Origin of the sequence: Paenibacillus sp. W4I10, assembly GCF_030816325.1 — a bacterium.
GTDB classification, from domain to species: domain Bacteria; phylum Bacillota; class Bacilli; order Paenibacillales; family Paenibacillaceae; genus Paenibacillus; species Paenibacillus amylolyticus_B.
Window position 1 is genome coordinate 2,621,077 of record NZ_JAUSXX010000001.1, and the last position, 18,798, is coordinate 2,639,874.

Consider the following 18,798-nt stretch of genomic DNA (forward strand, 5'->3'; position numbering starts at 1 on the left):
GGTTCTGACTTTCGTACTCGTCCAATTTACAATCCGAACAAATTTGACTAATACCGATCAAAGAACACGTGTTCAGCCTGTATCTTACCTTGCTCTATTGTCATGATACCAAATGAGTATTGCTTCTGAAAACGTTTATCCGTAGGCGACCCCGGATTAAATACCAGCGTGTTGTCAACAGTATGCATCACCGGGATGTGTGAGTGTCCGTAAATCACAGCATCCACATGCTGGCCTGCAAAGGTATGAATTGCATTCTGCTCCGTACCCTTTGATCCCAGATGACCGTGTACAAGACCCAGACGAAGTCCTTCCACTTCAACAATACGGGAATATCCTAGTTTTTCAGCGATTTCGGACGGGTCCGTATTACCAGCTACCCCTTCAACTGGTGCATACTCACTAAGCAATGGGTATACACTCCAATCCGACCAGTCACCAGCGTGAAGAATGAGATCGGCACTCGCAAGTACATCAACGAGCCTGGCAGGTAACTTCTGTGATTTACGTGAACAATGCGTATCGGAAATGACTACAATTTTTTTCATATCACAACCCACCTTTCCGTTACCTCTGATTACAATCTACTCTGACTGCGATGGGACAGCTAACATCTGGGAACTGGAACGTTCCATATCTTCAAGGGTAATGGATGCGAAGAACTGCTCCACCTTCGCCTCGGCAACCTGATACAGATTGGTCAGCAAGCTGTCTATATGCAAGCCCACTTCACAATCCGGGTTACAGTTGCCGTGAATCGGGAACAATGGACCTTCGTCCTTCGCAGCCTGATAGATCATGTCTAATGTGATTTCACTTGATGGCTTCGCCAGGTAGAAACCTCTTGTTCCAGGAGAAGAGTTCACTAATCCTGCCTTTTTCAGCCCGCCCAGTATACGTCTGACGACGACAGGGTTGGTATTCACGCTACCTGCAATATGTGCAGACGTGATTCGTTCAGGCGCGCTGAGTGACAATAACAACAAACAATGCACACTGACCGAAAAATGAGTACTCATGATTAACCACCTTTATTTAATATAATCCTAGTCATGCTGATTTTATTCAGAGAACAGATCCTTCTCGGGACGTGCTCTGATCTTGAGCTGTCGCACACTATATTCCAGTTGTTTCACAATATCATCCAGCTGTTTGCGATCAATCTTGGTTGGATCTTCCACCGGTTTCGCGGACGACTTGAGATCTCGGATCGTTAACTGCTGCTCTTGCCATTTGTCCATCAGATCTGCAATATTGGCATAGAAACGTTCGTAATCTTTGATGACCAGGTCAAGATAAGCATCTACCTCATCCGGATCATAACCACGAAGTTTATAATTAAATTGTTTTTCATGAATCGATAACGCATCTAGCTGCACTCCCAATTGTTTGAACAATTGTCTCTGTTTATCCAATCTTCGTTTCATATGTTCATCCATATTGACAACCTCCATTATAGGCCAAGCCGTGGTTCTATTTCCTGTGAAGAACATACGGCATTTTCTCTCTCTATTTTTTATAACACATAATCCGTCAGATATAAAACGATACAGCCCTATTCCTCACGAAAATGATTGCTTTTCATCCATTTCGGGTAAAGACACACTACACCCCACAACGGGAAAGGAGCATGTCCTTATGAGTACATTAACTAAAGATCAACATCAAATACTGAAAAACGCCCTTTTGGAGCAACGTGAAAACTTGCAGCGTCATTTTGAATCCAGCATGGAAGACGGTGCTCCAGTCGAGTCGCTGAAAGATTCAACCGGTGAGCTGTCCTCCTACGATAATCATCCGGCAGATGCCGGTACGGAAACATTTGAACGCAGCCGTGATCTGGCGATCGACGATACATTAACAGACGAATTCAATCAAGTGAACGACGCATTGGAACGTATGGAGCAAGGTACATATGGAACCTGTGTAACGTGCGGCGAAGATATTCCCTTCGAACGACTTGAGGCTATCCCCTATACCGCTTACTGTATTGACGACACGCCTAATCGGGAGATCAGCAACGATCGGCCTGTTGAAGAAGAAGTGATGACCATGCCTCCGAGTGGTGCTGGAGAAGGAAGACAGCAGCGGGCCGGTAAGTTCGACAACGCAGATGCCTGGGAAGCGGTCGAAGAATATGGCACATCTAATTCCCCCGCAACCGCAGCCAAACGTGATGTGAAGGGTTACGATGAGAACATGTAACTTCGTCATGAACTGAAACGGTAGGCGTCAAAATTGAATTTGATTCCATAGGCTGCTCCACCATTAGCCTTCCTTATCACGCATTAAAAAGCCGCCATTGGGCGGCTTTTTCTAGTTTTCTCCATAGCAGTCTCTCACGTTTGCCGTTACTTGCTTCCAGCGATAACACTGAACCCATATATTCCGTTCGTTTATTCTTCAGACTCACGACCAGATGATGCAGATCCCTGCCGCTTCGACACAGATCGAGACGTTTTCGAAGTTGATTTGCCCTTATCAGACGTAGCTTTCTTTTTCTCTTTTGCATCTGTCTTGGAAGCAGGTATTTTCACTATAGGTTTGGAGAGAGCAGAGAATAACTGAAAAACCTCCTGTTCCCCTTGCTGATTCTCTTTTGTAGTATAGGGTTCACAGAGTTTTATGATGTTTTTATACAACTGCTCTACTTCCTCACGGGTTGCATACAGCGTAATGTCCGAGAGAAACATCCGATCTTCGTTTTCCGCCTGATGCATGAATCGCTGACGACTTTGTTCGAACATCTCATTTAATAATTTGAGCGTCTCGGACCGAAACACCTGTTTCAATGGTGAGTTTTCCTTGTCTTCATCTTCGTGACGGAGATGGATCTCTCCGGTGAATGGTTCGTAGTATTTTGCGATAATCCCATTAATCTCACGTGTGGAAACGATCGTCAGCAGACCAATTCTCTCCAGCTTTTTTACATGATAGTGCACTTTGGCGGGTACCTCACCCATCTGATCCGCGATCTCTTTGACAGTGGATGGTCTACCTTGCTTGTTAAACATATTCATAATCTGTATCCGATACGGATCGGAGTAGATCTTAATTTCTTCAATTGTTGAAAGAACTTTGTGCTGCATCCCTGTAGCCTCATTTCCGGGTACCTGTTGTCCATCGATATCTCTATTATACCGCTGCGTGAGGACTTCGGTCAAAACGAGCCAGAAATGACTGGATACAGAAAATCGGCTAATGATCACTTCTCAATATCTTCACAGAGCACTTCGAAAACTTTTGCTAAATAATAGCATACCTGCTGACATGGCAAGCATAATACCAAAAACGATAAACAGAACAGGCATGGTCATCCAATCTGCAAGTGCTCCCGAAACCAGACTCCCAAGTGGTGCAACACTCAAGACGAGCATAGTCTGAAGGGCATACACTCTGCCCAGCATCTCCGAAGGGGTAACTTCCATTAGATAGGTACCTAGCGGGGTTGTAGCCAGTGGAATCCCCATCCCCATCAGAAGACAAAAGGCAGCCGCAACTGGCAATTGGAAGGAAGTCATATAGGCTGGTAGTGCCGTCATGGCATAACTGAGACCCAACATGACAATACCGCTGATGACCAGCACACTTTTACGATAATTCGCTCCCCTTTGTGTCAACCATACACCGCTAAGCAACATACCTCCCACCATCAGCCCACTGAGCAGACTTAATCCCCCAGCGCCAGCATGCAACGTTTCAATGACATAGGGTGTACGGAGAACATTGAACGGCATCAGGCAGAAATTAACGAAGGCAAACAGGATGGAGACAATTAACAATAAGGCATGTTTACGGAGAAAATGAAAAGCTTCTGCCATTTCGGAGAATATACTACTTTTGTCGGATGGAAGAGAATTCATTTCAATTGATGTTTTATCTTCATTGTTAGAAGATTTTAAGACTTCAGGATAGCCCACTCGGCTCATTATTAAAGCACTTAGCGCAAACAACCCCGCATCAATCAGGATCGTCCAGGCAATGCCTATTGTAGCAATAAGGGCACCAGCCACTGCAAGTCCTGCGAGTTCGGCCACTCTGGTTGCGGAAGAGGACATGGCATTACCTGAAAGCAGCATCGATGGGGGAAGCAATCGGGGGACACTGGACACTTCTGCAGGACTAGTGAAGCATTCCAGCAAAGAATTCAGAATTGTAATGACAAACAGATGCCAGACTTCAAGTTGGCCCAATCCAAACAGCAGAGCTGTAATACCCACCAACAACCCGCGCCCCGTATTCGTAATCACAATGACCTTTTTGGGAGACATGCGATCAACCAAAGCCCCGGCGAACAAACCCAGAAGGATATTGGGCAAAAAATTCACCGCCAGCAACGTACCCATCAACACTTTCGAACCGGTTAGAATGTATACCATCCAACTGTAGGCAATCGAGTCAATCGAATCACCAAATCTGGATACCACTTTACTAAGCATAAATTGCATGTACGGTCTGATTCGTATTAACTCACCCATACCTTGCTTGCCAACTGCTGAGCTATCATTCATTCTTTTTCTCTCCTCAACGTTAAAATATTTTTCATGTTAATTTTATTTTAACGTAAATTATGCAGAAATCAATACCTCCGTGAAAATAATTTTAACGCTAAGTAGGCAAAGTAAAAAACTCGCTCTTCTTTCAGATGATTCGTAATCAACACAAAGACTTTTTGAACAACCTTTTTGGACAACCTTTTTGGACAACCTCCTATAACACAAAAAAACAGACCACAAGTGGTCTGCTCGGGATGGAATGTATTTGAACTGCCTTTATTGCTGCTACTTCTCAACACTTAATTGAAATCCAGCCTGTTCAGCCTGTACCTCCAACATCAAATCACGTACCCGGCCTGCTTCATTCCCCAGTCGTTCTTCGCTGATTTGGTAGTTGGTCCATTTTAGCTCGAGTGGAAGTTCAATCGTACCCGTCAGACAATCCCACAGAGCGTCGAGATTACCGCCATAAAAATCCGGCAGCTTCAGCTTGTCCTTTAATTGTTGATGAAGTTCAGCGCTACTCGCAAAGTCTTCTCCATCCAGAATCACGGTAATCATGGCTGCTCCTTCCTCTATTTCATGCGTGTAAATGATGCATAGTGATCTGTCGTTTTGTAGATGAGTCCATCATTGGAGTACACGATCCGATCCGAATTACGGAAGCCGGAAGTATAGTTAATATCCGCTTCGCGCCATGTACGTCCACTTGCCGAAGGCAGAAGTCCCTCCCGATTGCCAAATGTGTCCCCACCGATGCTTTTCCCAGGAGCCACTACAGCCAAGTTTCCTTTTGACGCTACCCAGCCGAGTCCTGTTGCCTGTGATTTGGTAATAAAGTTACATGGCAACGTTCCGTTTGCACTCAAATAGTTTGCTACACCTGTAAACGTATTGATGATGGTACATGTTGCAGCAGATGCCTTCTGCTGTGGAACTGGAGTGAGCTGTGAGCCTGTAAGGAAAACAAACGTTAACAACAATGCCAGTACAGCGGTTGATAGTAATCTTTTCATTAATTCAGCCTCCCGATCCTTCAAAGTAGATGAACCTGTCACGATATGCGTTCTGTAAGCCGCAACGCTCTAGTTGGATTTTCTGCTAGATTATAGTAAACAAGTCATCTCATGACTATTTATATCACATCATTTTGGTAGAAATATCAAATGAAGACGTTTAAATTGTAAAATATTATAATTGTAACATTTTAAGACAGAAAAGTAGACTCTCATCCCTGAAGATGGAGTCTACTTTTCTAGTATGTTTAAACTGACCTGACCTAATCGATCAGTTGCACACGTTGACGAGTTCGAGCCGATTCCAGGCACGCATCAATAACGCGCATGTTTTGAATGGTATTTTCCGGACTGAAAGGCAAGGCTTCTCCTTCAAGCACAGCCGTTGCAAACGTCTCTACCTGAAGCACATAGGAATTCGACACGGATACACGCTCCTCACGGCTGACCGAATCGGTGTGCACAATAATCTGAGGTGGAATATCACTATTCTCCCAGCCAAATACTTTTGGCAGTTCAATCCGCCCTTCCGTCCCGAGAATCTCCATCTCCGCCCGTCCTGAAGCCCACATGCCGCAGTCAAAAGTTAAAGCGACCGAATTCGGAAATTCTACCAGTCCCGACGCCATCATATCCACGCCATCATGCTCGTCCGAGAATAGAGCGTGTACTGTCACCGCTTCCGGTTCCTGTCCCAGATACATTCGGGCTGCCGAGATCGGATACACGCCAAGATCAAATAATGATCCGCCGCCCATTTCTCTTTTGAACCTTACATTTTCCTTGTCATCAGCGGTATTACAGGTAAAGTTACCATGGATGGCTCTAACGATGCCAATCTCTCCACTAGCTATAATCTCTTGCACACGTCTGTGCTTGGGATGATATCGATACATAATCGCCTCTGCAAAAAGAACACCATGCTGCTCACACACCTCGATCATTTCTGCTGATTCATCTGCATTCAGGGCAGCTGGTTTCTCACACAACACATGTTTGCCAGCCTGTGCCGCTTTGATGGTCCATTCTTTGTGCATATGGTTAGGCAAAGGAATATAGACGGCTTCAATGTCCGGATCAGCGATGAGCTCTTCATAACTGCCATATGATCTGGCAATGCCGAGTTCTTCGGCAAGGGTTTCCGCTTTTTCCTTGCTACGGCTGGCAATCGCCAACACCTCACCACGTTCAGACTGCTGGATCGCCGGAATGACTGCATTTTTGGCAATGGTTGACGTACCGAGTACTCCCCACTGTAAGTGTCTGTTCATGCTCATCTTCCTTTCGTACCGTAATTGTCCTCTTCTGCCTTGTGTAACATGCCGAGACAACGATCCAGATCCGTTTTGACCTGTTTCTTATATAACTCAGCTTTTTCCGCACCATCATCTGTGAAATGATATAGAACGATTTCCTGAAAATCGACCTTTGGATCATTGCCCTTCAGCTTCTTCGTGCGATAAAAAACACCTTGCTGTACCAATTCATGCAGTGCCCGATATACCTCGCTCTGGGGTGGTACATAACCGTAGTCTTTGAATTCCTGCTTCATCGCCTCCAGCATCTCGTAACCATACCCCCTGTGCTGTTCAACCATCGTAATCAGATACAGCTTGATAAATGCCCGCTGTGCAATCATAAAAGCCACGTTCATTCCCCTCCTGTCAGAACCTATATATCTAGTATTATAAAACTTATGTTCGGGTTCTGCCATCTTTCTCCGCTTGGTCTGCCTTTTATCCATCTTCAAAGAAGGTGAGAAAGAAATCGTGTGAATACGCGTTAAGCTGGGGGAAGCACGGAAAAAGGTTTTCTGTTGTGAATTTTTCATGTAATGAAATTTTAATTTATATTCAAAAGTTGTTTATTTCAGGGCTCATGGAGTCGTGAGATCGAATTTTAATGACAAGAGAGTCTGTGCAAAAGCTGTAAAAGCTGTAATACCTGTGCTCCTGTATCTTGTGTTTGTATACTCTCGTACTCCCGTAAACTCCTGTGCGGCTGTGGTGATCTATTATGAATTTTTCATATGTTGATGGATTCATTTATCGCGGACAGACTTCGGTACGGTTCCCACAATCCATTTGCCCCAGCTTACACGCGAGATAAGCCATGTCACTACACAGGATAATGTAAGAGCCAACAACCAGGTGATGATCATTCGGACGACAGGGTTCCAGCCCATAGCAACGTAAAACAACTCATCCGGAATGTAGCTATACCGCAGCATCAACATATGCATCAGATAACCACCATACGATACACCACCAATCCATCCCAGCAATCGTGTAGCCCTGAGGTTATGAAGTTTTCCTGCCAACTGATACATGACCATAATGGAAGCGATCAGAAAGAGTGCCATATCAGGGCGGATCAAGCTAACCGTGTAGAACGTAATTTTGATTCCTTCCGGCTTCTGAAACTCCAGCATTAATAGATATGTAAACCGCAGACCCAGAACAATAAACACCGTCCAGTATATCCAGCGCAATCGATGAATCCATTCATTCCAGTGCTGGACGGATAACCCCGCTGCTGCACCAAGTACAAAATAAATAAAGAAATAGAGGAAATTGCGGTCTGCATACGTTGTAAAAGCATCTGTCAGCACCGGGATATTCACCCGTTCCATGAATTTGGCGATGTTTCTTAATTGATCCGCAAGTACAAGATACACCACACCAGAAATCAGTAATGCGATCAAGCGCCCCCTGGCCTCATATCGGTTATATACATAACGAATGGCTCGCAAGAAGAGCGGAAATAACAGATAAAACTGGATCAACATAATGATGTACCAAAAGTGTGAAGTCGTTTTGCCCGTAAGCAACTTCAGGCCTAGGTCTGGGATGTCATTCCATCCGAATCCGGTCCAACCACGCGGTGCAAGTGTAAAATAAATGAGTGACCAGATCAGATAAGGCACGATCACGTCGTTTACTCTTTTTCTCATGAACTGGCCATAGTGCAGCTTGTCTCCCGTGTTATAAAAAAGCACCATCCCTGTTATGAATATGAATAAAGGAACTGCAAATTTGGAGAGCATCAGCAGTATGGTCAGTAACACCCCATCCTCCAGTCTCGTTTCCGGGACCAGAGAGTAATGTGCGATGGAATGCTGGAGAACCACCGCTCCAAAGGCAATTCCCCTTAAGCTCTCTATTTCTGTAATTCGTTCTTTGCGAGGCATGCATTCAGCCATCCTTTCTTGGTTTTGCGATAAAAACAAAGTACAATGAAGCCGTATATTTAATGAACGGAGTTGATTCACATTTCTTTAACAGACAAAGACGTAACCACTACCGAATCCAAGTATGTCCAACAACATCTAGCTAACGAGCGAACTTTTCTGGCCTGGGTACGCACCGGTATTGCCATGGCGGGCATCGGCTTTCTTGCTGCCGGATTTGGCTTCAATTCGTCGGCGTATGATCGGCTTGCACATATTGCGGCGATTATCACTGGTATTACTTCTCTGATTGGCGGCATATCCATCATTGTGTATTCGGCAGCAGCCTATCATCGGAAGCGTACACAAATCAATGAACAGACGTTTCAGGCATCGACCGGTTTAATTCGGTTTCTCACATGGATGCTACTGGTGATTGGACTCGCTTTGGCTGTACTGTTATATGTATTGTTATTCCCTGCTTGACTGGGTAAAAACACCATCCGACATTATTGACACCCACCCATATGCAACACAGGGACAAAAGCCGGCTTCCCTTAAGGAAACCGGCTAATGACCATCTGGTGGATCATATATGTCATTCCATTTTACAGATATTAAGTCATTGGGTTCTATTTCATATCGATTATATTTGCGGCAAGATTACAGGAATGTATTGTTACCGAATCGCGCTGCCTTGTTTTGGGCTTCCAATCTGCGTTCTTCCATATCCAGATCCGGACGTTCGGCTGGCACATCTCCGCGATGAGCTGCTTCGGCTCTGTCCCGGTTAAGCTGGCTGTTGCCACTGAATACATCGTACACATCGGAGTCCCGATCCGTAGAATCTACGAGCAGCAGGATTTTACCATTCTGTACATACTCCTCATACTGTTTAGCGTCCTCTTCCGGAATACCAAGACCCACAAGTCCACCCACCAATCCGCCAGCTCCTGCACCTACAGCTGCACCGGTAAATGCTGCTGCGATAGGGCCTGCGGCCAGAATGGGTCCTATGCCGGGTATGGCCAGTGCACCGATACCTGCGAGCAGACCGGCTACGCCACCAAGCACTCCACCTGTAGCTGCACCAGCAGCCACGCCTTCAGGGGCTTTGGTACCTGTCTCTTCCCGAATTGCCTTCAATTCATCCCGGTCTTGCGTAACTACTGAAATTTCGTCTGAAGTGAATCCTTGTGCTTTCAGACCCTCGATGGCCTGAGATGCCTCACGTTCTGTATTAAACACACCTACGATTTTCTTCTGCATAGTGAATTCCTCCTCTTTAAATTGAGTGGCTCGCTATGTTATTACCCGCCTTGTTTTCTTTCAAACGCTTGCAAGTCAATATACTAATCTGAAAAGAGAAATTAATTCATCATTTCCCCCGTGGTTTGGCTCGATTAGTCGCGACCGCTTCTAGTGGATTATCCGGCCAGTAGTGCTTCGGATATCGACCTTTCAGATCTTTTTTGACGTCAAAGTATGTGTCTCGCCAGAAATTCGCCAAGTCTCGTGTGACCTGTACAGGTCGCTGAGCCGGTGATAATAGCTGGATGGTCAACGGGACTCGCCCACCAGCTATACGCGGTGTCTCCTGTTGTCCAAACATCTCCTGTAATCTCACCGCCAGAGCAGGAGCCTCGGGACGGCTGTAGTCCACAGGAATACGCGATCCACTGGGCACCTGTATATGCGTCGGAGCTTCATCGTCCAGTTGTTGTCGTTGCCCCCAGCTCAGACCACCAAGCAATACATCTTGCATCGACAATCTCTTGAGGTCGGCTGCCGATCGCATGCCTGTCAGATAAGGTGTAAGATGCTCAGCCAACTCTTCGGTCAGATCATCTTCGATCAGGTCGGGCCACTCAGGTAGATGGAGATGCAGGAACCACAGCCTGTCCGCAAGTTGTCTGGATGTTTTTGTCCAGGGTAGACAATCCAGCCCTTCCATTCGAATTCCGGTTAATAGTGCTTCCAGCACCTGATCTTCAGGTGGCTGTGCAATACTGCTCTCTTTAATCACAAGGGCTCCAATACGAAGTCTCTTATGTGCGCGCACGCTGCGAGTGTTGGAATCCCAGGCCACTTGCACTTCATTGTGAAGCAAGTGCTGACCTGCCTGCACCAATGTGTGCTCCTGCAACGGCGCAGCCAGCAGGATGCGCGCATCTGCGCCCTGGTCGTCTGCCTCGGCTGCGACCAGATACGCTGAACGGCTCAGCGATTCTGTCGCTGCGAGCCGTACGCCGCGGCCGCTGCTCAGCAGATAGCGGCCGTCCTCCCGGCGTTGCCCGATCCGGTCCGGATAGGCGAAGGACAGCAGCAATCCGCAGCTGTCCTCATCCGGCCGCACCGGATCGGCCGCCGGGCCGAGCGCCGAGCGCAGCTGGCGGCTCTCCTGGAGCATGCGCCGCACGGCAGCGCCGTCTGCGACAGCCACTGCCGCTTGCGGCATGCCGCTGCTGTCCGCGGTCAGCAGCGCCTCTACACGCGGGCGGAGGTCCGTGCCCGCGCCTGCACTGCCACTGCTGCGGAGGCCGGCAGGCTCCTGCAGCAGTGCCGCCAGCATGCTGGCGTAGCTGGCCAGCCCAAGCTCCGCTGCACGGAGCAGCATGCTGGCCAGTCGCGGATGCACGCCCAGCGTGTTCATCCGCCGCCCGAAGGGCGTGATGCGGCCTGCGTCGTCCAGGCCGCCCAGCTGGCGCAGCAGCGCCTGTGCCTGGCCGTAGGCGGCGTCAGGCGGGGTGTCCAGCCATTGCAGCTCTGCTGGGGACTGGACACCCCAGACGGCAAGCTCCAGCGCCAGCGGCGCAAGATCCGCGGAAGTGATCTCCGGGCGAGCTGCCTCAGGCAGTCCCCCATGAACCTCTTCGCTCCATAGCCGGTAACACACCCCCGGGGCAATTCGCCCTGCACGCCCCCGCCGTTGGTCGGCTGACGCCTTGGACACCGGCAGGGTGACAAGCCGGCTCATGCCCGTCCGCGGCGAGAATGCCGATGCACGACTCAGCCCTGCATCTACCACAATCTTGACTCCAGCGAGTGTGAGGCTGGATTCCGCAATGGAAGTGGACAGCACAACTTTGCGCGACCCCTCAGGGACCGGCCGTATGGCCTCATCCTGTTGTTCCACCGGCATACTGCCATACAGGGAATGAACTTTCACATGCGCAGGAAGAGGACCGTTTAATAACTCTCGCTCTGTACGGTGTATCTCTCTTGCGCCAGGAAGGAAAACAAGCACGTCTCCCTCCTGTTCAGCTAATGCCCTGGTCACCGTTTGAGCCGTGAATTGTTCCAACTGCATAGCTGCCGGTCTTGGCACATATCGTGTTTCCACCGGAAAAGTGCGCCCGGGACAGTGAATTGATTTTGTACCTTCGCCAAGCAACCCACAGACGGGAACAGGATCAAGGGTCGCCGACATCACCAGCAATTTCAGATCTGGACGTAACATCGCTCGGGATTCCAATGCCAGGGCCAAGCCCAAATCCCCGTGTAGATGCCGCTCATGGAATTCATCAAATATAATCATCGCCGTATCCTCAAGACCCTGGTCCTGCTGCAACATCCGGGTCAATACCCCTTCCGTCACAACTTCAATGCGTGTCCCCTGACTCACCCGGGTATCCATGCGTACACGATATCCTACGGTCTGACCCGCTTTTTCCCCTAGCGTTGCCGCCATTCTCGATGCAGCCGAACGCGCAGCCAGCCTTCGGGGTTCCAGCATAATGATTTTCCGTCCCCCAACCCACGGCTCCTCCATCAAAGCCAGCGGTACAACAGTTGTTTTTCCCGCCCCCGGCTCTGCAATTAACACCCCTGTATCTTGATCCCGAAATAATTGTCTTAACTCAGGAATAATCTCTTGTATCGGTAACTCTATATGCATATGATCGCTCCTAATGAATGTACCCTACTGCTCTTCAGTATCTCTATTCGAATGTTAGCATTATAACAAAAAAAGCCGTTCCAGAGGAACGACTATCGCAGACACACCCTAAGACACGCCTTAGTAAAAATGAAATTTATCCAGAATGCTCACTTAGCTGAGCAATGATTCGGCACCATCAATGACGATCTCTGCTCCAGTAATATGTCTGGATTCGGACGATGCGAGGAAGCTTACCAGATCGGCAACATGTTCCGGCTGACCCGGCCCGTCCGCAAGTGGTTGCTGTCCTTCCGGGAACTCCATCGGAATAATGATCTGTTGCAAATCATCCGTTTTGACCGTACTTTGATCGATATTTGTCGCAATCGCTCCTGGGCAGATCACGTTTACACGTATCTTGAACTTCGCCAGCTCAAGCGCAGCCATCTTCGCAAAAGCAACCTGCCCTGCCTTGGACGTGCTGTACGCCGACATGCCAAAGCTTGAGAAGCGTTGATTGCCGTTGATGGAACTCGTAATGATAATACTGCCGCCACCCCGTTTTTTCACGTGAGGCAATGCATATTTAATCGTGAAAAATGTACCATTCAGGTTGGTTGTAATAATCTGCTGCCAATCTTCAACCTGAATTTCCTCAATGGGTGCCGAGACACCGTTAATGCCCGCATTGGCAAAAACAATATCCAAACCGCCGAATAACTCAACGGTTTCCAGTACAGCCTTTTCCACACGTGCCGGGTCGGAAATGTCTACATCAAATGCTCTTGCCGCACCAGGGTGCAGCGCATTAATCTCTGCTTCCGTTTCCGAGATCCGATCATTCACCAGATCAAACAATGCAACATGTGCACCCTCTTTAGCCAGCTTGACCGCAGTGGCTTTCCCAATCCCAGAGCCTGCTCCGGTAATAATCGCAATCTTCCCTTGGAACCGTGACTTGCCGTTATGTTGTGTCATTATCCATTCCACTCCTTTGATTTGGCAATTATGTAAGAATGTACGTTCAAGCTCATCGTTAAAGAGGTTGTTCAAAAAGTCCGCTTTTGATTACGAAAGGTGCCTAACGGCATCATCAACATCGAATATGGAATTCAGCCGAAATGTCCGTTGCTCACGTAGCTCTATCTACGCTCCGCTACTCCATTTCTAGCTTTATCCCATCTTCTTGGTACTGAAAACCGACCTTTTTGAACACACACTTAAAATCAATTCTTCACAAGATTACCCAAAAAGAGTGTCTTTTAAATCAACATCAACAAGTTTTTTCACCGTTGATCTACACCAACGTCCCAGCAACATCAGGATCGGTCCACAACTTTGTAACTGGCACTCACCATTCCAGCTCAATGAAAGCGGCATCATCTTCAAGTCCGCCAGTATGTGTAGCATCCAGCAGTACCTGAATGTGTTCATCCGGGACATAGGCTTGAATGGCATCCAGGTCGTTCAGTCCATCCGTATATAACTGGAGTCGCAGCGAATCACCTGCTGAACCTTTTGTCTCATAGATGTGCGGTTTACCTCCAACGGGACCTTCAAGTGTAGACCAACGCTCATTTGTCTTGCAGTGAGTCTGAAATAATTCAGACTGTTCCTGACCATTACGCCACAGGCGAATACGGGAATCTCCTTGCCACGCTAACCATACACGGCTTTTGCGGCCGCCTCCCGTAAGCTCAATCCGTCCACACACATACATGGCCTGACTGCCCCGACTTCGCTTTTCCATCAACACTTCACGCAGCAACAAAGGGGAACTTTCCAGTGGCTGTAATTTCTCCAATTGCTCAGATGCGGGAAGGGTAAGATCATGGAGAAGACGCTCAACACCCTCTACCGTTGTGTGTTGCGTCGTTTCCAACCAATCCAGCAAAGCATTCCCCAGAAAACGCGCTGCAAAATCGCCCAAGTAACTCATGCCTACGCCATCACACAAAACAAAATTGCAGATATTCCCTTTCATACGTACCGCAGCAAAGTCCTGTCCGGTATCTCCCTGATGTACCGTCTCAGCCGCTCTGCCATAACCATATCTGCACTTAAATGTGCCCTGATAGCGAGTTAGCGGCTGTTCCCCGGTCTGTACACTCACATAGCGAAAGTTGCCATGCCGTTGCTCGGCATGGCCCCCCTTATCTCCAGCAGACAATGTTGCCAAACGCATCGCTCTCATGATTCCCCTCCTATCTCACAGGCGTAGCAGCGGACATCTGGAACCCGATTGATACCAATTCTGCACATGTACCTGGCAGCATCATGAGTGCACCGGGTGCAAGCAAATAATCAGCTTCAACAAGCATTTCCCGATAACTTTCGGGCAGGACGGATGACATATTCCGCAGCTTCTCTCCATGCTCATCCTGTAGATTCGTTTCCGAAGAGATTCCCTTCCATCTTCTTGGTTCAGCAATTGGCCCTTCCAGCAGATGATCCGATATAAAAATGTTCTCCACCAGTACATTGCCGTCAGGTACACTCATCCCCATGATTCTTTTTGCAATAGGTTCGGGATCTTCACCTGTGGCTACCCCATCGGTCATGTGGCATACAAGTGGCGCAGGACAATCCTGCATATTCGGAATTTCGGCCTGTAGAATCTTTTCCGCCTGTAGGAAAGCCTTCGCAGAATCTGAAAACCGTCTCGGAGTCAGGTCAGGCAAAGAACCAACTGCAGCGATCTCGTCAATCCCTTTGATTCCGTTCAACAAGTCATATACATCATCGCTGTAAGCCAATATGGCTATACGATAGCGAGGTGTCAGACGATTTCCCTTTGTAGAGCGAAATACCATTTGGCGGATCGCGAGAGATAGGGCATCATAGACGACGTCAATCCGTCGACGATTTTCCAGAACCATGTTCATGGAGGCGCTAATATCAATTAAATATATAATAAGTGCAGGTGTACGCTGTGATGCTTGAATTGTGTAGTTCATCTAGGGTGAGTCACCTCCATCGTTCACGTGTTATTTATAAGTTGGGCAACGTATAATTAGTGTTGCTCAGGAATTTGTTAATGGCACTCATTCGAGCAGCCACTTTGCCGACACCTTTGAAATAGGAAGCATCGGTATTGTAGAGATTTTTGAAATCACGGGCATACGCTTCCGCATTTTCAATTTTTCTGCCTTTTTGCGCGTTATACGTTTTATTGTAATGAGCAATCAGCGTGACCACATTCTGGGCACGTTTTTTCTTCAGAGCTGCTTTCTGAGCAATCTCCTGTTGACGTTTAACTTCAGCTGCCGCTTTACGCTCCGCTTCCTGTTTTGCAAGCTTGGCATCATTCTCTTTTTTCCAGACCAGATAAGCTTCATATTTTGCCTGTTTATCGTACTTCTCCTGCTGCGCTCTCTTAGCGGCTTCTTTCTTCTGCAGCTCCTGCTTCACCAGATAGGCCTCATATTTCGCCTGTTTGTCGTACTTGGCCTGTAACGCCTTACGTTCATCTTCTTTTTTCTTTGCTTCAGCTTCCTTCTGCTTGGCTTCAGCGAGCTTTTTCTTTTCCTCTGCGTCCAGTTTTGCAGCATCTGCGGCCTTTTGCTTCTCTTGTTCTTCCTGCTGTTTGAGCGCAGCTGCCTTTGCTGCTTCAGCCTCTTCCGCAGCTTTGATATCTGCCAGTCGTGTGGCTTCCTGCTGTTCTTTCTGTTTCACCTCTGCCTGATCGGCGAGTATTTTGACCGTTGGCACGCCACCTGCCAGCAATACAATAAGCACAGCGGAGGATATCATGAACTTTTTGGATCTGTAGAATGGCACAGGTACAGGTTTGTCTGTGTCTTCTTTTGGATTAAGCTTGGCATCCAGTTCCTTAATTGCAGCCTCGACTTCCATCTGCATCGCGCTGTTATGAGGAATAAAATGATAAAGCGAACGGTACACTTCCAGTGCTGCAGCCGGTTTATCTTCATCCTCCAGGGCTCTTGCTTGCAGGAACAGACGGTTCACAACCGCTTCCTGATCGGGAGAGTGCGGCGTTTGGGGACGGTTCCCGTCTTGCGTATTCACCGGTTCACTTACTGGTTCTGAGCTCTTTTTCAGATTCACATCAGCTTCCGACGGATTGGCAGCTTCTTCTTCCGATGTCGCAGCAGCCGCCGCATTGGCCTGATCCACGTCTACCGCAGCCAATGCAACATACCACTCACCAAACGTCGGACAGCTGCTCAGATCGTGACTTTCCCAAGCTCGAATGAACAGATCTGACAGTTTGGAACCCCAACGCTTCTCAATGGACTCCCGCATCGCATAATACCGTTCACTCACCGTTTGCATTTCATGCTGGTCAAAATAACTTTCGCCCCACGCTTTCTCTACAATCACAGGGTCCGACCAACTTAACATTTCAGCAATGATAACAGCTCCGGCAAATCGGTCAGCATATGAACTCCACAAACCGCTGTGCACTGTTCGATGGGCTGCATAACCGGGTGACCCGGCAAGCAAGGCATCCGGACGATCCATCTTGGAACCGTACATCTGCTCGACATCCACAAGTTCTACCGCAGACGTCTTCCCCAGGTTCTCCACTTCGGAAAAAAACGGAATCATTACATTGGGAGCGGACATATCACAGTGAGCCAGTCCACGTTGTTCCATAGCCGAACCCGTTCCTGCAAGCGCTCTAGCCAGCTTCAGGCTCTCCTCAGCCGTCAACTGTCTCTGATCACTGATCACATCGAACCAGGTCTGACCTTGCACCCATGGCATCAACACCGCATATAACAGATCGGGATGTTTTCCAATGAGCGCTCCGTTTCTTTCCGGAGTGAGCACATCACGCTTGCATACCTGCAAACCTGGCAGTTCACTATAAGACTCCATATGCTCAGACTGATATACCATAGCCGGAATACGGAATTTAGGAAAAAATACTTTTAGTGCTTTAGCCCCATGAATGGAACCATTACGGGGTATCAACTGATAAACAATCCCCTGCCTTCCGGCTTGGGCATAAGCCAGACCCGGCGCAGCCGGATGTTGCCCAATCGTATAGGCAATGTCGTTAATCACCACTTCATCCCCGGGATTTGGTTGAAAAGACATGCTTATCCCTCTCTCTGTCCTAGTGTCATAGTTGCAGCAAAAACCGGGTGTTGTGACAACGCCCGGTTTTTGCTGTAGTTGTACATCTTCAGCTTGCTATCCACCTATAATTCAGGGCGAGTTCAGACTTCACATCGGCCTGATCTATGTAAAGCAGATTAACGAGCTTGGTCAGCTGTACGGAATTTGTTAGCAATAGCTGTAAGTTCAGCGCTGATGCTGTTCAGCGTTTGAACGAATGATTGCATTTGTTTGCTAGCTTCTTGGAACTCCTGGAAGAAGCGTTGTTTTGTCATACCTTCCCATTGTCCTTCCATGCTTGTGATGGATTGAGTCAATGTAGATACGATTTGCTGACTTTGCTCACCGCTTTGTTTAAATTGGTTGGAAACCTGATCAAGCTGCTCTGGGGTAACTAAAATACGTCCTGCCATTGGTAAATTCCTCCTTGGTTTGTGCAATTAAATTTTTGCTTGTTCAAATTGTACTATACCAGGATCGATCGGACAAAAGCCGAAGGACCTAATCCTATTTACCCCATTTTCAGCACTTGAAACTTCTCCTAACAGCCTATTTACAAAAAAAGATTCACTTTCTGCTGTTACTTTTATTCCCCCTGTTCAGGAAACCACAGGCTCGGTACCCCTTCTTCCCCGAAAGGAAGGATCTGTGAATCTCCATGCTACAGGCTCAGGCTGTATGGCCTGCACCAGTGTAGCCGGGGAGCCATCAGGCGGAGCGGAATCCTGTACACGATATACGGCCGCCATTGCGGAAAGGGGATCGGATACTACAGCTACAGTTGCAGAATGTGCAGGCATGATTTCTCCTGTACGATTGTTCTGAAGAACATTCAGCATATTGACCGCATTACCATAGGCTGTGTTCACATGACTCAGCACGGAACGATACTCCATGTCTGCCTGCTGGAATAACAACGCTTTGCGTCCCAGCTGTACGCTTAAGTCCATTAATCGACGCAGTGCATCCTCGCCCAGTCGTTTACTGTGATTCCATTCATTCATCACCGCTGCGCGGGATTCAACCTCCCACTCCAGCGAATGAATCGCCTGATCCAACACTGTCATCTTTTGCTGTATTTGCTCCGCTGCATACTGAATCTGCTTGCTCAGTGCCCGAAGCACATCCGGTTCCACACGAATGCGCATT

At 48.0% G+C, this 18,798-nt stretch carries 20 protein-coding genes; 2 read left to right on the forward strand and 18 right to left on the reverse strand.

What is annotated here, in order from left to right:
- Positions 1–47: 47 nt before the first annotated feature.
- Genes QF049_RS11555 through QF049_RS11565 form a run of 3 tightly spaced genes read right to left on the reverse strand, consistent with a single transcriptional unit; the run spans position 48 to position 1,439 of the window.
- Positions 48–548 (reverse strand): metallophosphoesterase family protein, encoded by a 501-nt coding sequence (locus QF049_RS11555; RefSeq protein ID WP_307537554.1) that lies wholly within the window; start codon positions 546–548, stop codon positions 48–50.
- 36 nt (positions 549–584) lie between these two features.
- Positions 585–1,019 carry an Rrf2 family transcriptional regulator gene (locus QF049_RS11560; RefSeq protein ID WP_150367632.1) on the reverse strand — a complete coding sequence of 145 codons (435 nt, stop codon included), beginning with the start codon at positions 1,017–1,019 and terminating at the stop codon, positions 585–587.
- A 42-nt stretch (positions 1,020–1,061) separates the two neighbouring features.
- A complete protein-coding gene (locus QF049_RS11565) occupies positions 1,062–1,439 on the reverse strand; it encodes a DivIVA domain-containing protein (protein WP_017689054.1) in 378 nt (125 codons plus the stop codon).
- A gap of 199 nt (positions 1,440–1,638) precedes the next feature.
- Here QF049_RS11565 and QF049_RS11570 point away from each other — a divergent pair, with 199 nt between their 5' ends.
- Complete coding sequence (locus QF049_RS11570) at positions 1,639–2,205, forward strand: TraR/DksA C4-type zinc finger protein (protein WP_036609176.1); 567 nt, start codon at positions 1,639–1,641, stop codon at positions 2,203–2,205.
- Between the two features lie 191 nt (positions 2,206–2,396).
- Here QF049_RS11570 and QF049_RS11575 read toward each other — a convergent pair whose 3' ends face one another.
- From QF049_RS11575 to QF049_RS11605, 7 genes are all read right to left on the reverse strand, one after another.
- Positions 2,397–3,089 (reverse strand): ArsR/SmtB family transcription factor, encoded by a 693-nt coding sequence (locus QF049_RS11575; RefSeq protein ID WP_307537558.1) that lies wholly within the window; start codon positions 3,087–3,089, stop codon positions 2,397–2,399.
- 132 nt (positions 3,090–3,221) lie between these two features.
- On the reverse strand, positions 3,222–4,511 hold the full coding sequence (locus QF049_RS11580) for an MFS transporter (RefSeq protein ID WP_307537561.1): 1,290 nt from the start codon (positions 4,509–4,511) through the stop codon (positions 3,222–3,224).
- A gap of 270 nt (positions 4,512–4,781) precedes the next feature.
- Positions 4,782–5,057 carry a barstar family protein gene (locus QF049_RS11585; RefSeq protein ID WP_105598244.1) on the reverse strand — a complete coding sequence of 92 codons (276 nt, stop codon included), beginning with the start codon at positions 5,055–5,057 and terminating at the stop codon, positions 4,782–4,784.
- 14 nt (positions 5,058–5,071) lie between these two features.
- On the reverse strand, positions 5,072–5,512 hold the full coding sequence (locus QF049_RS11590) for a ribonuclease (RefSeq protein WP_124114126.1): 441 nt from the start codon (positions 5,510–5,512) through the stop codon (positions 5,072–5,074).
- 263 nt (positions 5,513–5,775) lie between these two features.
- A complete protein-coding gene (locus QF049_RS11595; protein ID WP_307537566.1) occupies positions 5,776–6,783 on the reverse strand; it encodes a Gfo/Idh/MocA family protein in 1,008 nt (335 codons plus the stop codon).
- 2 nt (positions 6,784–6,785) lie between these two features.
- Positions 6,786–7,160: a replication termination protein gene (locus tag QF049_RS11600; protein WP_036609188.1), complete on the reverse strand. Its 375-nt coding sequence runs from the start codon at positions 7,158–7,160 to the stop codon at positions 6,786–6,788.
- 393 nt (positions 7,161–7,553) lie between these two features.
- Entirely contained in the window at positions 7,554–8,702 is a 1,149-nt protein-coding gene (locus QF049_RS11605) for an acyltransferase (protein ID WP_307537568.1), read from the reverse strand.
- Between the two features lie 72 nt (positions 8,703–8,774).
- Here QF049_RS11605 and QF049_RS11610 point away from each other — a divergent pair, with 72 nt between their 5' ends.
- Positions 8,775–9,167, forward strand: coding sequence for a YidH family protein (locus QF049_RS11610; RefSeq protein WP_307537570.1), 393 nt, complete (start codon positions 8,775–8,777; stop codon positions 9,165–9,167).
- Positions 9,168–9,344: 177 nt separating this feature from the next.
- Here QF049_RS11610 and QF049_RS11615 read toward each other — a convergent pair whose 3' ends face one another.
- The 8 genes from QF049_RS11615 to QF049_RS11650 form a co-directional block, all read right to left on the reverse strand.
- Positions 9,345–9,950: a general stress protein gene (locus QF049_RS11615; RefSeq protein ID WP_017689064.1), complete on the reverse strand. Its 606-nt coding sequence runs from the start codon at positions 9,948–9,950 to the stop codon at positions 9,345–9,347.
- A gap of 109 nt (positions 9,951–10,059) precedes the next feature.
- Positions 10,060–12,579: an ATP-dependent helicase HrpB gene (gene hrpB, locus QF049_RS11620; protein WP_307537573.1), complete on the reverse strand. Its 2,520-nt coding sequence runs from the start codon at positions 12,577–12,579 to the stop codon at positions 10,060–10,062.
- A 153-nt stretch (positions 12,580–12,732) separates the two neighbouring features.
- Positions 12,733–13,539 carry an SDR family oxidoreductase gene (locus tag QF049_RS11625; protein ID WP_307537575.1) on the reverse strand — a complete coding sequence of 269 codons (807 nt, stop codon included), beginning with the start codon at positions 13,537–13,539 and terminating at the stop codon, positions 12,733–12,735.
- 373 nt (positions 13,540–13,912) lie between these two features.
- On the reverse strand, positions 13,913–14,755 hold the full coding sequence (locus tag QF049_RS11630; RefSeq protein ID WP_076208839.1) for a hypothetical protein: 843 nt from the start codon (positions 14,753–14,755) through the stop codon (positions 13,913–13,915).
- Between the two features lie 10 nt (positions 14,756–14,765).
- Positions 14,766–15,518: a vWA domain-containing protein gene (locus QF049_RS11635; protein WP_017689069.1), complete on the reverse strand. Its 753-nt coding sequence runs from the start codon at positions 15,516–15,518 to the stop codon at positions 14,766–14,768.
- A 34-nt stretch (positions 15,519–15,552) separates the two neighbouring features.
- A complete protein-coding gene (locus QF049_RS11640; protein WP_307537578.1) occupies positions 15,553–17,628 on the reverse strand; it encodes a protein kinase family protein in 2,076 nt (691 codons plus the stop codon).
- Between the two features lie 158 nt (positions 17,629–17,786).
- The gene (locus QF049_RS11645; protein WP_017689071.1) at positions 17,787–18,062 is read right to left on the reverse strand and encodes a WXG100 family type VII secretion target; all 276 of its coding nucleotides are present in this window, start codon (positions 18,060–18,062) and stop codon (positions 17,787–17,789) included.
- A 186-nt stretch (positions 18,063–18,248) separates the two neighbouring features.
- Positions 18,249–18,797: a WXG100 family type VII secretion target gene (locus QF049_RS11650; RefSeq protein ID WP_307537580.1), complete on the reverse strand. Its 549-nt coding sequence runs from the start codon at positions 18,795–18,797 to the stop codon at positions 18,249–18,251.
- Between the last annotated feature and the right edge of the window lies 1 nt (position 18,798).